Below are 14,792 nucleotides of genomic sequence, written 5' to 3' on the forward strand. Positions count from 1 at the left end.
CCATGTCTGTGAATTACGGCTCCAAGCGCATCGTCGTCGGCGCGCACTACGGTCTGCGCGACTGGCTCAGCCAGCGCATCACCGGCGCCCTGATGGCGCTCTTCACGATCATCCTGCTCGCGCAGGTGGTCTTCTCGCGCGGCCCCATCGGCTATGACCTGTGGGCCGGCATCTTCGCCGCACAGTGGATGAAGGTCCTGACCTTCTCCGTGATCGTTGCCCTGCTCTATCACGTGTGGGTCGGCATGCGCGACGTGTGGATGGACTACGTCCAGCCTGTCGCCATCCGTCTCGTGCTGCAAGTTTTCACCATCGTCTGGCTTGTCGGTTGTGCGGGTTGGGCCATTCAAGTGCTTTGGAAGATCTGACCCACCATGACCTACACAAAAGAAAACATCACCAAGCGCAAGTTCGACGTCGTCATCGTCGGTGCCGGCGGCTCCGGCATGCGCGCCTCGCTGCAACTCGCCCGTGCCGGCCTCAACGTGGCCGTGCTCTCCAAGGTGTTCCCGACCCGTTCGCACACCGTCGCTGCCCAGGGCGGCGTGGGCGCCTCGCTCGGCAACATGAGCGAAGACAACTGGCACTACCACTTCTACGACACGATCAAGGGTTCCGACTGGCTCGGCGACCAGGACGCGATCGAGTTCATGTGCCGTGAAGCCCCGAAGGTCGTGTACGAGCTCGAACACTTCGGCATGCCCTTCGACCGCAACCCCGACGGCACCATCTACCAGCGTCCGTTCGGCGGTCACACCGCCAACTACGGCGAGAAGGCCGTGCAGCGCGCCTGTGCCGCAGCCGACCGCACCGGCCACGCGATGCTGCACACGCTCTACCAGAAGAACGTGGAAGCCCGCACCCAGTTCTTCGTCGAATGGATGGCGCTCGACCTCATCCGTGACGACGAAGGCGACGTGGTCGGCGTCACGGCCCTCGAAATGGAAACCGGCGACCTGCACATCCTGCAGGCCAAGACCGTGCTGCTGGCCACCGGCGGCGCAGGCCGCATCTTCGGTGCGTCCACCAACGCCTTCATCAACACCGGCGACGGCCTGGGCATGGCCGCACGTTCGGGCATCCCGCTGCAGGACATGGAGTTCTGGCAGTTCCACCCCACCGGCGTGGCCGGCGCGGGCGTGCTGCTGACCGAAGGCTGCCGCGGCGAAGGCGCCATCCTGCTGAACAGCAACGGCGAACGCTTCATGGAGCGCTACGCGCCCACCCTGAAGGACCTGGCACCGCGCGACTTCGTGTCGCGCTCGATGGACCAGGAAATCAAGGAAGGCCGTGGCTGTGGTCCCAACAAGGACTACATCCACATGAAGCTGGACCACCTGGGTGCCGACACCATCCACAAGCGACTGCCGTCGGTCTACGAGATCGGCATCAACTTCGCCAACGTCGACGTCACCAAGGAACCGATTCCCGTGGTGCCCACCATCCACTACCAGATGGGCGGCATCCCGACGAACATCAACGGCCAGGTCGTCATCCAGAAGGGTGAAGACAACAGCGCCGTGGTGAACGGCCTCTACGCCGTGGGCGAATGCTCCTGCGTGAGCGTGCACGGCGCCAACCGCCTGGGCACCAACTCGCTGCTCGACCTCTTGGTGTTCGGCCGCGCGGCCGGCAACCACATCGTCGAGTTCAACGACAAGCTCAAGGAACACAAGGAGTTGCCCAAGGATGCGGCCGACCGCACCCTGCAGCGCCTGAACGAACTCGAAGCCTCCACCGGCGGCGAGTACGCCCAGGACGTGGCCGGCGAGATCCGCGCCGTCATGCAGCAGCACGCCGCCGTGTTCCGCAAGCAGGCCTCGATGGACGAAGGCGTGGTCAAGATCGCCGCCGTGCGCGAGCGCGTCAAGTCGATCGGCCTGAAGGACAAGTCCAAGGTGTTCAACACCGCCCGCATCGAAGCGCTGGAAGTCGACAACCTGATCGAAGTGGCGCAGGCCACGATGGTCTCGGCCGCCGCCCGCAAGGAATGCCGCGGCGCCCACACGGTGGAAGACTACGAGCGTCCCGCGGACGACCCGGTCGCACCGCTGGGCCGCGACGACGCCAACTGGATGAAGCACACGCTCTGGTACAGCGCGGACAACCGCCTCTCGTACAAGCCCGTCAAGCTGCAGCCGCTGACGGTGGCATCCGTGCCGCCCAAGGTCCGCACGTTCTAAGAATATTTACAAGGTCCATACGATGAAGCGCACATTCCAGATCTACCGCTACGACCCGGACAAGGACGCCAAGCCCTACATGCAGACGGTCGAGGTCGAACTCGACGGCCACGAACGCATGCTGCTGGACGCCCTGATGAAGCTCAAGGCGCAGGATCCCACGCTGTCGTTCCGCCGCTCGTGCCGCGAAGGCGTCTGCGGTTCCGACGCGATGAACATCAACGGCAAGAACGGTCTGGCCTGCCTGACCAACATGAACACGCTCAAGGGCACCGTCGTGCTCAAGCCGCTGCCGGGCCTGCCCGTCATCCGCGACCTGATCGTCGACATGACCCAGTTCTTCAAGCAGTACAACTCGATCAAGCCGTACCTGCAGAACGACACCGTGCCGCCCGAGAAGGAACGCCTGCAGTCGCCCGAAGAGCGTGAAGAGCTCGACGGCCTGTACGAGTGCATCCTGTGCGCGAGCTGCTCCACGAGCTGCCCGAGCTTCTGGTGGAACCCCGACAAGTTCGTCGGCCCGGCCGGTCTGCTGCAGGCCTACCGCTTCATCGCCGACAGCCGCGACGAAGCCACCGCCGAGCGCCTGGACAACCTGGAAGACCCGTACCGCCTGTTCCGCTGCCACACGATCATGAACTGCGTCGACGTGTGCCCGAAGAGCCTGAACCCCACCAAGGCCATCGGCAAGATCAAGGAACTGATGGTGCGTCGCGCCATCTGACCTTTTTTCAAGACACCACCATGCAAACCGCCGACGAACTCCAGCAGCCGCTCAGCGAACGTGCGCTGAGCAAACTGAAATGGCGTTGCCGGCGCGGCCTGCTCGAGAACGACCTGTTCATCGCCCGCTTCTTCGAGCGGCACGAATCCCACATGACCAACGGTCAGGCGGGAGCGATGGAGACATTGATGGACCTGTCGGACAACGACCTCCTGGACCTTTTGCTGCGCAGAAAGGAGCCCGAGCCCGAATGGGCCGGCGCCGAGGTGGTCGCATTGCTGCATCTGATGCGTACCGATGGCGCGCAGCGTCCCGCAATCTCTCCTTCGTCCTGAATCCTCCTCTGAAAGTAAACCGAAATGAAAGCATCCGATACCAAGGCCACGCTGTCGTTCAGCAATGGCGGCGACAACGTCGAACTGCCGATCTACAAGGGCACCATCGGCCCTGACGTGATCGACATCCGCAAGCTGTATGCACAGACCGGCATGTTCACGTACGACCCGGGCTTCATGTCGACCGCCGCCTGCCAGTCGGCCATCACCTACATCGACGGTGACAAGGGCGAGCTGCTGTACCGCGGCTACCCCATCGAGCAGCTCGCGACCAACTGCGACTTCATGGAGACCTGCCACCTGCTGCTGTACGGTGAACTGCCGGACGCAGGCAAGAAGGCCAGCTTCACCAAGCTCGTGACGAACCACACGATGGTCAACGAGCAGATGCAGTTCTTCCTGCGCGGCTTCCGTCGCGATGCCCACCCGATGGCCATCATGACCGGCCTCGTGGGCGCCCTGTCGGCCTTCTATCACGACAGCACGGACATCAACAATCCCGAGCACCGCGAGATCGCCGCGATCCGCCTGATCGCGAAGATGCCCACGCTCGTGGCCATGGCCTACAAGTACACCGTCGGCCAGCCGTACATGTACCCGAAGAACGAACTCAGCTATGCAGGCAACTTCCTGCACATGATGTTCGCCACGCCGTGCGAAGAGTACAAGGTGAACCCGGTGCTCGAGCGCGCGCTCGACCGCATCTTCATCCTGCACGCAGACCACGAGCAGAACGCATCGACCTCGACCGTGCGCCTGTGCGGCTCGTCGGGCACCAACCCCTTCGCGGCCATTGCAGCCGGCGTGGCGTGCCTGTGGGGCCCGGCCCACGGCGGTGCCAACGAAGCGGCGCTGAACATGCTGTACGACATTCAGCGCGAAGGCGGCGTGGAAAAGATCGGCGAGTTCATCAAGAAGGTCAAGGACAAGAACTCGAACGTCAAGCTGATGGGCTTCGGCCATCGCGTGTACAAGAACTACGACCCGCGCGCCAAGCTGATGCAGGAAACCTGCAACGAAGTGCTGACCGAGCTGGGCCTGGAAAACGACCCGCTGTTCAAGCTCGCCAAGGAACTCGAGAAGATCGCCCTGGAAGACGAGTACTTCGTGTCGCGCAAGCTCTACCCGAACGTCGACTTCTACTCGGGCATCGTGCAGCGCGCCATCGGCATCCCCGTGCCGCTGTTCACCGCGATCTTCGCGCTGGCCCGCACGGTCGGCTGGATCGCCCAGCTGAACGAAATGATCGGCGACCCCGAGTACAAGATCGGCCGCCCGCGCCAGCTGTTCGAAGGCTCGCCCAAGCGTGACGTGAAGCCGATCTCGGCCCGCTGATCGATCGAGCGCGGAATCTCCGCTCCCTGAAAAAGCTGCCCTCGGGCAGCTTTTTTATTGCCCGTTCGGCATGCCCCTCCTCGCCAGTCGGCAGCGAGGTCATCGCGCATCGCGATGGCAGCGGCCTAAAAACAGGAAGAAAATAGACAACTCATCGCCAAATGCGATGCCCAAGCCCCCATGAGCACCTCCGAACGCAACTTCGCCCGCCGCATCGACCTCACGTCGCTGCAGCTGTTCGTGGCTGTGTGCGAGCTGGGCAGCATCGGGCGCGCGGCGGAGCGCGAGTTCATCGCGGCCTCGGCCGTGAGCAAGCGGCTGTCCGACCTGGAGGCCACGCTCGGCACCGCCCTGCTCTACCGCCATGCGCGCGGCGTCGACCTCACGCCGGCCGGCGAAAGCCTGCTGCACCACGCCCGCTCGGTGCTCTACAGCCTCGAGAAGATGCAGGGCGAGCTCAGCGAATACGCCGACGGCGTGCGCGGGCACGTGCGGGTGCACGCCAACATCTCGGCCATCGTGCAGTTCCTGCCGGAAGACCTGGGCGTGTTCTCGCGCGCGCACGAGGCCATCAAGATCGACCTCGAGGAGCACCTGAGCAGCGAAGTGATCCGCGCGGTGCAGGAAGGCGCGGCCGACCTGGGCGTGTGCCACGTGGCCGGCGGCGCGGGCGAGCTGCAGAGCCTTTCCTACCGGCACGACCGCCTCGCGCTGATCGTTCCCGAGGGGCACGCGCTGGCCGCGCACGAAGCGATCGATTTCATCGACTCGCTGGCCTTCGACCACGTCGGCCTGCACACCAACAGCTCGATCTACGTGGCGATGCACGAAGCGGCGCTGAGCGCCGGCCGCAGCGTGAAGCTGCGCATCCACGTCACGGGCCTGGACGCCATGTGCCGGATGATCGACAACGGCCTGGGCATCGGCGTGATGCCGCAGCGCGCCTTCGAACTCATGCACAACGGCATCGGCCGCGGCCTCGTGAGCGTGACGCTCAACGACGCCTGGGCGGCGCGCGAGATCCGGCTGGTGGCGCGCGACTTCTCCACCCTGCCGGTGGCGGCGCGCACGCTGGTGAACCACCTGCACGCAGCGGCCGATTCGGCTGACGCCACCGAACGACTCGCGGCCTAGACCGCGTCGACAGACAATCCATTTCCCCACGAAAGAAGAGACCGACATGGCACGCACGCTCTACGACAAGATCTGGGACGAACACGTCGTCCACACCGAGGAAGACGGCACCGCGATCCTCTACATCGACCGCCACCTGGTGCACGAAGTGACCAGCCCGCAAGCCTTCGAAGGCCTGCGCGAAGCCGGCCGCAAGCTGTGGCGCATCAGCTCGGTGGTGGCCACCGCCGACCACAACACGCCGACCACCGGCTGGGAGCGCGGCTACGAAGGCATTGCCGACCCGACCAGCAAGGAGCAGGTCACCACGCTGGACCACAACATCGCCGAGTTCGGCGCCGCCGCGTTCTTCCCGTTCCTGAGCAAGCGCCAGGGCATCGTGCACGTGATCGGCCCGGAAAGCGGCGCGACGCTGCCGGGCATGACGGTCGTCTGCGGCGACTCGCACACCTCCACGCACGGCGCGTTCGGCGCACTCGCACACGGCATCGGCACCAGCGAGGTCGAGCACGTGATGGCCACGCAGACGCTGCTGGGCAAGAAGGCGAAGAACATGCTCGTGAAGGTCGAAGGCAAGCTGCCGCTTGGCTGCACGGCCAAGGACATCGTGCTGGCCATCATCGGCAAGATCGGCACGGCCGGCGGCACGGGCTACACGATCGAATTCGCGGGCTCGGCGATTCGCGACCTGAGCATGGAAGGCCGCATGACGGTCTGCAACATGGCCATCGAGGCCGGCGCACGCGCCGGGCTGGTGGCGGTCGACGAGAAGACCATCAGCTACGTGAAGGGCCGCCCGCTCGCGCCCAGCGGCGTCGAGTGGGACCAGGCCGTGGGCTACTGGCGCACGCTGCAGTCCGACCCCGGCGCGACCTTCGACGCCGTGGTCGAGCTTGACGCCGCGCAGATCCCGCCGCAGGTCACCTGGGGCACCTCGCCCGAAATGGTGGTCGACATCAACGGCCGCGTGCCCGATCCCGACAAGGAAAAGGACGCGAGCAAGCGCGGCGCCATCGAGCGTGCGCTGGTCTACATGGGCCTGGAGCCCAACAAGGCCATGAACGACATCTTCATCGACAAGGTGTTCATCGGCTCGTGCACCAACAGCCGCATCGAGGACATGCGCGAAGCCGCCGCCGTGGTGAAGAAGCTCGGCCAGAAGGTCGCGAAGAACGTGAAGCTCGCGATGGTCGTGCCCGGTTCGGGCGTGGTGAAGGAACAGGCCGAACGCGAAGGCCTCGACCTGATCTTCAAGGCCGCGGGCTTCGAATGGCGCGAGCCCGGCTGCTCGATGTGCCTGGCGATGAACGCCGACCGGCTCGAGCCCGGCGAGCGCTGTGCATCGACCAGCAACCGCAACTTCGAAGGCCGCCAGGGCGCCGGTGGCCGCACCCACCTCGTGAGCCCGGCGATGGCCGCCGCCGCCGCGGTGCACGGCCACTTCGTCGACGTGCGCACCTTCGCCTGATCTGGAGACATCACATGCAGAAATTCACCGTGCACAAGGGCCTCGTGGCCCCCATGGACCGCGAGAACGTCGACACCGACGCGATCATCCCCAAGCAGTTCCTCAAGTCGATCAAGAAGACCGGCTTCGGCGTGAACCTGTTCGACGAGTGGCGCTACCTGGACGCCGGCTTTCCGGGCCAGGACCCGGCCAGCCGCAAGCCGAACCCCGACTTCGTGCTGAACCAGCCGCGCTACGCGGGCGCTTCGGTGCTGCTGGCGCGCAAGAACTTCGGCTGCGGCTCGTCGCGCGAGCACGCGCCGTGGGCGCTGGACCAGTACGGCTTTCGCGCGATCATTGCGCCGAGCTACGCCGACATCTTCTTCAACAACAGCTTCAAGAACGGCCTGCTGCCGATCGTGCTGCCCGAGTCGCAGGTCTCGCAGCTGTTCGACGAAGCCTTCGCCTTCCCGGGCTACACGCTGACCATCGACCTGGAGCGCCAGGTGGTCGTGAAGCCCGACGGCCAGGAGTTCGCGTTCGACGTGCAGGCCTTCCGCAAGTACTGCCTGATCAATGGGCTGGACGACATCGGCCTCACGCTGCGCCACAAGGACAAGATCAAGGCCTTCGAGACCGAGCGCCTGGCGCAGAAGCCCTGGCTCGCGCACACGATGATCTCGTGACCGTTCACCGCATTTCCGTTTTCAAGAAAAAACCTCAGACCAACTATGAAAATCGCAGTTCTCCCGGGTGACGGCATCGGCACCGAAATCGTGGCGGAAGCCGTCAGGGTGCTCGAAGTCCTCGACCTGAAGTTCGAGATGGAATCGGCCCTGGTCGGCGGCGCGGCCTACGAGGCGCACGGCCACCCGCTGCCCGAGTCGACGCTCAAGCTCGCCAAGGACGCCGACGCGGTGCTGTTCGGCGCCGTCGGCGACTGGAAGTACGACAAGCTCGACCGCCCGCTGCGGCCCGAGCAGGCCATCCTGGGGCTGCGCAAGAACCTGGGGCTGTTCGCCAACTTCCGCCCGGCCATCTGCTACGAGCAGCTGGTGGGCGCCTCGAGCCTGAAGCCCGAGCTGATCGCGGGCCTGGACATCCTCATCATCCGCGAGCTGACCGGCGACATCTACTTCGGCCAGCCGCGCGGGCGCCGCATCGCCACCGACGGGCACTTCCCGGGCGCCGAAGAGGCCTTCGACACCATGCGCTACTCGCGCCCCGAGGTCGAGCGCATCGCCCGCGTCGCCTTCGAGGCGGCCCGCAAGCGCAGCAAGCGCGTGACCAGCGTCGACAAGGCCAACGTGCTCGAGACCTTCCAGTTCTGGAAGGACATCGTGACCGAGGTCGGCAAGGAATATCCGGACGTCGAACTCGACCACATGTACGTCGACAACGCGGCCATGCAGCTCGTGAAGGCGCCCAAGAAGTTCGACGTGGTCGTCACCGGCAACATGTTCGGCGACATCCTCTCGGACGAGGCCGCGATGCTCACCGGCTCCATCGGCATGCTGCCCTCGGCCTCGCTCAATGCGAGCAACCAGGGCCTGTACGAGCCCAGCCACGGCAGCGCGCCCGACATTGCTGGCAAAGGGGTTGCCAATCCTTTGGCTACAATCCTGTCCGCTGCCATGATGCTCCGCTTCTCCCTCAACCAGCCCGAAGCTGCCGACCGTATCGAGTCGGCGGTCAAGCACGTGCTCGCCTCCGGGCTGCGTACGGGCGACATCTGGTCCGAAGGCACGAAGCGCGTCGGCACCCGCGAAATGGGCGACGCGGTCGTAGCAGCCATCACCAAAAAGACGATTACCGGCTAACCGCAGCCCGCTTCGTCACGCCCTCCCCCGGCCGACGAGTCGGGCGCAAAAAAGACTGATTTTTTCTTTCTTCACTAAGGGCAAACTGAAATGGCGAACGCATCCAAGCAACCTCTGGTCGGCCTCGTGGGCTGGCGCGGCATGGTCGGCTCGGTCCTCATGGACCGCATGCAGGCCGAAGGCGACTTCGGCCTCATCGAGCCGGTCTTCTTCTCGACCTCGAACGCGGGCGGCAAGGCCCCGGCGATGGCCAAGAACGAAACCACGCTCAAGGATGCGAACGACATCGAGGCACTGAAGAAGTGCGACATCGTCATCACCTGCCAGGGCGGCGACTACACCAGCGAGGTCTTCCCCAAGCTGCGCGCCGCAGGCTGGAACGGCCACTGGATCGACGCGGCTTCCACGCTGCGCATGAACGATGACGCGATCATCGTGCTCGACCCCGTCAACCTGCCCGTGATCCAGAACGCGCTCGCCAAGGGCGGCAAGAACTGGGTCGGCGGCAACTGCACCGTGAGCTGCATGCTCATGGGCGTGGGCGCCCTCTACAAGGCCGGCCTGGTCGAGTGGATGACCAGCATGACCTACCAGGCAGCCTCGGGCGGCGGCGCGCAGCACATGCGCGAGCTGCTGACCCAATTCGGCACGCTGAACGCCGAAGTGCGCGCCCTGCTCGACGATCCGAAGTCGGCCATCCTCGAGATCGATCGCAAGGTGCTGCACAAGCAGCAGAACCTGAGCGCCTCCGAAATCGCCAATTTCGGCGCCCCGCTGGGCGGCTCGCTGATCCCCTGGATCGACAAGGACCTGGGCGACGGCATGTCCAAGGAAGAGTGGAAGGGCGGCGCCGAGACCAACAAGATCCTCGGCCAGGGCGCGGGCTTCGGCACCGCCGCCACGCCGGTCGACGGCTTCTGCGTGCGCATCGGCGCGATGCGCTGCCACAGCCAGGCCCTGACCTTCAAGCTCAAGAAGGACGTGCCGGTGGCCGACATCGAAGCGATGATCGCCGCCGACAACCCCTGGGCCAAGGTCGTGCCGAACACGCGCGAAGCCACCGTGAAGGACCTGACGCCGGTGGCCGTGACCGGCACCATGGACATCCCGGTGGGCCGTATCCGCAAGCTGGCGATGGGCCCCGAGTACGTCGGCGCCTTCACCATCGGCGACCAGCTGCTGTGGGGCGCGGCCGAACCGCTGCGCCGCATGCTGCGCATCCTGCTCGAAGCCTGATGCGGGCTGCTCAGGCCCTTGAAATACAAAAATGTTGCCGAAAGGCAACACAGGATGTCATCGGAAGTATGCGCGCACTGGGTAGATCAGGCGCATTGCCTTGTCAGTGCATGGTGATGATGCTAACGTCCTCTTACAAATTCAGGGCCTGAGCCGCCCCTATCAGCATGACAAGACATCTGTTGCCCGCGGCCCGCCCTTCGGCCGCCCGCCCCGCCCTGCCGTCGAATGGCTGGCGCCTTTCCATCCTGGGTGCCGCTGCGGCCCTGACGCTGGGACTGGCCAGCGCCGACGCCAGCGCCTTCGCGCTGGGGCCGCTGCGGGTGCAGTCGGCACTGGGCGAACCGCTGCGCGCCGAGATCGATGTCACTGAAATGGCCGCCAACGAGGCGGAAGGCCTGAAGATCAACATCGCCACGGCCGAAGCCTTCAAGAACGCAGGCATCCCGTACAACGCGGCCCTGGGCGACGTGAAAGCCACGCTGCAACGCCGCGCCGGCGGCCAGTACGTGGTGCGCCTGGCCGGCAACCGTCCGCTCAACGACCCCTTCATCGACCTGCTGCTCGAAGCCAATGGCGCCTCGGGCCGCATCGTGCGCGACTACACCGTGCTGCTCGATCCGCCGGCCACGCGCCAGGCGGCAGCTGCGCCGGTCGCGCCCATCGCGCCGCAGATCACCACGCCGGTGGAGCGCCCCACGCCGGCCCCGCGCGTGCGGCGCGAACCCGCGCCTGCAGTGGCCGCGACGCCCGCACCCGCTGCGACTGCGCCGGCCCCTGCGGCCGCACCGGCTCCTGCGCCGGCACGTGCCGCCGTCGCCGCGCCCAGTGGCGGCAGTGGCGAGCAAGTCACAACGCGCCGTGGCGACACCGCCGGCAAGATCGCCTCGGCCCACAAGCCTGCCGATGTGTCGCTCGACCAGATGCTGGTCGCGCTGCTGAACGCCAACCCCGACGCCTTCGTCGGCGGCAACGTCAACCGGATGAAGGCCGGTGCCGTGCTCGACCTGCCGAACGCCGCCGCAGCGGCCGCCGTGCCGGCCGCCGACGCGCGCCGCACGATCACCGCGCAAAGCCGCGACTTCGGCAGCTATCGCCAGCGCCTCGCCGAAAACGCTCCGACCACCAACGTCGCCGCCGCGAGCCGCCAGGCCTCGGGCAAGCTGCAGGCCAGCGTGGAAGACCGCAATGCCGCCGCCAGCGCACCCGACAAGCTCACGGTGTCGCAAGGCAACGCCGCCGCGCGCGCCGCCGATGAAAAGGTCGCCCAAGCCCGCCAGGCGCAGGACAGCAGCAACCGCGTCGCCGAACTCGCGAAGAACATCAACGAGCTGAACAAGCTCAAGGCCGGTGCTGGCACCGGCACCGGATCGTCCGCTGCGGCCGCCGCGCCTGCAGTGCCGGCCACCACGCCCGGCATCGCTGTTCCCGCGCCGCTGGCCGGGGCCACGACGCCGACGCCAGCGGTCGCGGCCGCTCCTGCGCCCGCCACGGCCCCCGCCGCTGCAGCCACCACACCGGCAACGCCGGCGCCGGCAGCCGCACCAACCGCTCCCGCTGCAACGCCCCCCGTCGCTGCGGCCTCTGCTGCAGCGCCCGCCGCAGCCGCCGCCCCGTCGGCCACCGACGCAGCCGCCCTGCCCGTGGCAGCCGCAGCCAGCGCTGCAGCCGCCGCCGCGCCCATCGTCGCTCCCAAGCCTGTGGTCAAGGCCGCTCCGCCGCCGCCCCCGCCGGAGCGCAGCTTCTTCGACGAGTTGCTCGACAACCCGCTGATGCTCGCGGGCGCCGCGCTGATCGCGTTGCTGGTCGGCTTCCTGCTGTACCGCGTGCTGGGCCGCCGCCGCGAAGAGATGAGCGAGAGCGTGTTCCTCGAGAGCCGCATTCCCAAGGACTCGTTCTTCGGCGCCAGCGGCGGCGAATCGGTCGACACCAAGAACCGCGGCGATTCCACGGTCTCGTCGCTGTCGTACTCGCCGAGCCAGCTCGATGCGGGCGATGTCGATCCGGTCGCCGAAGCCGACGTCTACCTGGCCTATGGCCGCGACCTGCAGGCCGAGGAAATCCTGCGTGAAGCGCTGCGCCTGAACCCGGACCGCACCGCCATCCACCTCAAGCTGCTCGAGATCCACGCCAAGCGCCGCGATGTGCGCGCCTTCGATGGCCTGGCCACCGAAGTGCACAAGCTGACCAATGGCGCAGGCTCCGAATGGAACCGCGTGGTCGACATGGGCAAGGACCTCGATCCGGGCAACCCGCTGTACGAATCGGGCACGGGCACCGCGCGTGGCGCCAGCCAGGCCGAAACCGCCGCATTTGCCGGCGCGCTGGCAGCCGCTGCCAAGCCGGCTGTCGCAGCCGCAGCAGCCGTCGTGGCACCGCCCCCCCCGGCGGCACCGCCCGTGGCGTCGGCCCCGCCGGCCTTCATGCCTTCGGTCGCACCGCTGGACTTCGACCTCGACCTGACCCAGCCGCCCGCACCGGCACCTGCGCCCGTGGGCGCCAGCCTGCCGAAGTCGGTCTACGCCCCGACGGCCGCCCCCGCCCCGCTGAGCAACGGCCACGCCGCGGCACCTGTCGACCTTGAAAACGACTTCGACACGGCCCCTGGCGCACTGACGGCCCACACGCGTCCCTCGTCGCTGAACGACGCAGAGCACAACACCCGCCCGGCCATGCTGCGCGATGCACTGCCCGCTGACTCCGGCTTCATTGAGTTCGACATGAGCGCCCTCGCCGGTCTGCCGGCCCGCTCCGCCGCCGCCGAAGCACCGCGCTCCGCGGCCGTGGCCACCTCGCCGTCCGCACTGGACGACGATGGCGACGACAACCCGCACGCCGTGAAGCTTTCGCTGGCCCGCGAACTGCAGGCCATCGGCGACGTCGAAGGCGCGCGCTCGCTGGTCGAGGAAGTCGAAGCCGAAAGCGCTGGCGACCTCAAGTCGCAAGCCAAGCAGCTGCTCGCCGAACTGCGCTGAGCCGGTTGCCGACTGCCCTTCTGATCGCTTCGTGAGGCTGGCACTCGGCATCCGCTACAACGGCCAGGCATACGAGGGCTGGCAGAGCCAGCGCTCGGGCCGCACGGTGCAGGACAAGCTCGAAGCCGCCCTCGCGAAGTTCGCCGGGCTGCCCGCCGGCAGCCGGGTCAGCACGCTGTGCGCCGGCCGCACCGACGCCGGCGTGCACGGGCTGATGCAGGTGGTGCACTTCGACACCGACATCGAACGCGATCCGTTCTCCTGGATGCGCGGCACCAACCGCTACCTGCCCGACGACATCGCGGTGCAATGGGCGCACCCGGTGCCCGACGAATTCCATTGCCGCGCCAGCGCCCTGGCGCGCCGCTACGTCTACGTGCTCTCGCAGTCGCCCGTGCGGCCCAGCCTCGACGCGGGCCGGGTCGGCTGGTCGATGTACCCGCTCGACGGCGATGCGATGCGCGCCGCGGCGGCGCTGCTGGTGGGCCGGCACGATTTCAGCTCGTTCCGCGCCTCGGCCTGCCAGGCCCTTTCGCCGGTCAAGGACCTGCGGCGCCTGGAGATCACGCGCGTGGGCGACGGCGAGCGCTGCCGCTGGCACTTCGAGTTCGAGGCCGACGCCTTCCTGCACCACATGATCCGCAACCTGATGGGCAGCCTGGTGCGCATCGGCCGCGGCGACGAACGGCCCGAATGGATCACCGAGGTGCTCGAGGCGCGCAGCCGCAAGGTGGCGGCGCCCACCTTCTCGGCCGACGGCCTGTATTTCCTCGGCCCGTTGTACGACGCCCAGTGGGGTCTGCCGGCCGAGGCCACGTTCCAGGGCAAGCGGGCTTCGTATGATGGCCCGCCATGACATCCCCCGCTCCTCTCGCCCCGCGCACGCGCATCAAGATCTGTGGCCTCACCCGTGAGGCCGACGTGGACGCGGCGGTCGAGGCCGGCGCCGACGCGATCGGCTTCGTGCTCTACCCGAAGAGCCCGCGCGCCGTGAGCGCCGAGCGCGCCGCCGAGCTGGCCTCGCGCCTGCCGCCCTTCATCACGCCCGTGCTGCTGTTCGTGAACGCGGACGCTCCCGAAGTCCTGGCCTCCCTGGCTCGCGTGAAGGGCGCTATCGCGCAGTTCCACGGGGAAGAAACGCCCGAGCAGTGCGAGGAAGCCACCGGCTCGGGACGCTTTCGTTACATGCGCGCCGCCCGGATTCCGCTGGGGGCTGCCGGGGCCGGCTTCGACCTCGTAAAATACGCGTCCGATTACTCCCGCGCCCAGGCCATCCTGCTCGACGCCCATGTCGAAGGGTATGGCGGAGGCGGCAAGGCTTTCGATTGGTCACTTCTTCCACCCGCCGTCGACGCTCACCTCGTCTTGAGTGGTGGGCTCACACCTGCAAACGTGAGCGATGGCATTCACAGCCTGCGGACGCGCTGCAAGACGCTGTCCGTTGATGTGAGCTCGGGCGTCGAAATCGACGGTCCCGGGCACAAGGGCCTCAAGGACGCCGGAAAGATCCGGGCATTCGTCGCCGCCGTGAGAGCCGCAGATGCGGCGCACACTGTCAAAGCTTCGGCAGCCGACGCTTCGTCCTTCTCCAGTTAGCCGCCGC

13 protein-coding genes are annotated in these 14,792 nt (G+C 66.9%); all 13 read left to right on the forward strand.

Going from position 1 to position 14,792, the window contains the following annotated elements; genetic code table 11:
• Positions 1–2 precede the first annotated feature (2 nt).
• The 13 genes from sdhD to AC3WQM_RS21290 all read left to right on the forward strand — a co-directional run bounded on the left by sdhD (position 3) and on the right by AC3WQM_RS21290 (position 14,785).
• A complete protein-coding gene (sdhD, locus tag AC3WQM_RS21230; RefSeq protein ID WP_099795596.1) occupies positions 3–368 on the forward strand; it encodes a succinate dehydrogenase, hydrophobic membrane anchor protein in 366 nt (121 codons plus the stop codon).
• Positions 369–374: 6 nt separating this feature from the next.
• Positions 375–2,183 (forward strand): succinate dehydrogenase flavoprotein subunit, encoded by a 1,809-nt coding sequence (sdhA, locus tag AC3WQM_RS21235; protein WP_056572028.1) that lies wholly within the window; start codon positions 375–377, stop codon positions 2,181–2,183.
• A 22-nt stretch (positions 2,184–2,205) separates the two neighbouring features.
• Positions 2,206–2,907 carry a succinate dehydrogenase iron-sulfur subunit gene (locus AC3WQM_RS21240; protein ID WP_062479706.1) on the forward strand — a complete coding sequence of 234 codons (702 nt, stop codon included), beginning with the start codon at positions 2,206–2,208 and terminating at the stop codon, positions 2,905–2,907.
• Between the two features lie 20 nt (positions 2,908–2,927).
• Positions 2,928–3,242 (forward strand): FAD assembly factor SdhE, encoded by a 315-nt coding sequence (locus tag AC3WQM_RS21245; RefSeq protein WP_099795593.1) that lies wholly within the window; start codon positions 2,928–2,930, stop codon positions 3,240–3,242.
• Positions 3,243–3,266: 24 nt separating this feature from the next.
• Positions 3,267–4,577: a citrate synthase gene (gltA, locus tag AC3WQM_RS21250; RefSeq protein ID WP_062479703.1), complete on the forward strand. Its 1,311-nt coding sequence runs from the start codon at positions 3,267–3,269 to the stop codon at positions 4,575–4,577.
• A 180-nt stretch (positions 4,578–4,757) separates the two neighbouring features.
• Positions 4,758–5,711 (forward strand): LysR substrate-binding domain-containing protein, encoded by a 954-nt coding sequence (locus AC3WQM_RS21255; RefSeq protein ID WP_489057979.1) that lies wholly within the window; start codon positions 4,758–4,760, stop codon positions 5,709–5,711.
• Between the two features lie 46 nt (positions 5,712–5,757).
• A complete protein-coding gene (gene leuC, locus AC3WQM_RS21260; protein ID WP_492681464.1) occupies positions 5,758–7,179 on the forward strand; it encodes a 3-isopropylmalate dehydratase large subunit in 1,422 nt (473 codons plus the stop codon).
• Positions 7,180–7,193: 14 nt separating this feature from the next.
• Positions 7,194–7,844, forward strand: coding sequence for a 3-isopropylmalate dehydratase small subunit (gene leuD, locus AC3WQM_RS21265; protein WP_062479700.1), 651 nt, complete (start codon positions 7,194–7,196; stop codon positions 7,842–7,844).
• Between the two features lie 45 nt (positions 7,845–7,889).
• On the forward strand, positions 7,890–8,978 hold the full coding sequence (gene leuB / locus AC3WQM_RS21270) for a 3-isopropylmalate dehydrogenase (protein ID WP_062479698.1): 1,089 nt from the start codon (positions 7,890–7,892) through the stop codon (positions 8,976–8,978).
• Between the two features lie 90 nt (positions 8,979–9,068).
• Entirely contained in the window at positions 9,069–10,214 is a 1,146-nt protein-coding gene (gene asd / locus AC3WQM_RS21275) for an aspartate-semialdehyde dehydrogenase (protein ID WP_062479697.1), read from the forward strand.
• A 167-nt stretch (positions 10,215–10,381) separates the two neighbouring features.
• Complete coding sequence (locus AC3WQM_RS21280) at positions 10,382–13,189, forward strand: FimV/HubP family polar landmark protein (RefSeq protein ID WP_492681466.1); 2,808 nt, start codon at positions 10,382–10,384, stop codon at positions 13,187–13,189.
• Positions 13,190–13,220: 31 nt separating this feature from the next.
• On the forward strand, positions 13,221–14,045 hold the full coding sequence (gene truA, locus AC3WQM_RS21285) for a tRNA pseudouridine(38-40) synthase TruA (protein ID WP_492681468.1): 825 nt from the start codon (positions 13,221–13,223) through the stop codon (positions 14,043–14,045).
• Complete coding sequence (locus AC3WQM_RS21290) at positions 14,042–14,785, forward strand: phosphoribosylanthranilate isomerase (protein WP_492681470.1); 744 nt, start codon at positions 14,042–14,044, stop codon at positions 14,783–14,785. The genes truA and AC3WQM_RS21290 overlap by 4 nt, the downstream gene beginning before the upstream one ends.
• Positions 14,786–14,792: the final 7 nt, after the last annotated feature.

This window comes from Variovorax sp. FW301-JW7 (assembly GCF_058788795.1).

What these genes read in the sequence shown, in the direction of transcription:
- sdhD (WP_099795596.1), top strand. Translation starts at nt 3, where the DNA reads ATGTCTGTGAATTACGGCTCCAAGCGCATCGTCGTCGGCGCGCACTAC.
- AC3WQM_RS21245 (WP_099795593.1), top strand. Translation starts at nt 2,928, where the DNA reads ATGCAAACCGCCGACGAACTCCAGCAGCCGCTCAGCGAACGTGCGCTG.
- AC3WQM_RS21290 (WP_492681470.1), top strand. Translation starts at nt 14,042, where the DNA reads ATGACATCCCCCGCTCCTCTCGCCCCGCGCACGCGCATCAAGATCTGT.
- sdhA (WP_056572028.1), top strand. Translation starts at nt 375, where the DNA reads ATGACCTACACAAAAGAAAACATCACCAAGCGCAAGTTCGACGTCGTC.
- leuD (WP_062479700.1), top strand. Translation starts at nt 7,194, where the DNA reads ATGCAGAAATTCACCGTGCACAAGGGCCTCGTGGCCCCCATGGACCGC.
- AC3WQM_RS21280 (WP_492681466.1), top strand. Translation starts at nt 10,382, where the DNA reads ATGACAAGACATCTGTTGCCCGCGGCCCGCCCTTCGGCCGCCCGCCCC.
- leuC (WP_492681464.1), top strand. Translation starts at nt 5,758, where the DNA reads ATGGCACGCACGCTCTACGACAAGATCTGGGACGAACACGTCGTCCAC.
- asd (WP_062479697.1), top strand. Translation starts at nt 9,069, where the DNA reads ATGGCGAACGCATCCAAGCAACCTCTGGTCGGCCTCGTGGGCTGGCGC.
- AC3WQM_RS21255 (WP_489057979.1), top strand. Translation starts at nt 4,758, where the DNA reads ATGAGCACCTCCGAACGCAACTTCGCCCGCCGCATCGACCTCACGTCG.
- gltA (WP_062479703.1), top strand. Translation starts at nt 3,267, where the DNA reads ATGAAAGCATCCGATACCAAGGCCACGCTGTCGTTCAGCAATGGCGGC.
- AC3WQM_RS21240 (WP_062479706.1), top strand. Translation starts at nt 2,206, where the DNA reads ATGAAGCGCACATTCCAGATCTACCGCTACGACCCGGACAAGGACGCC.
- leuB (WP_062479698.1), top strand. Translation starts at nt 7,890, where the DNA reads ATGAAAATCGCAGTTCTCCCGGGTGACGGCATCGGCACCGAAATCGTG.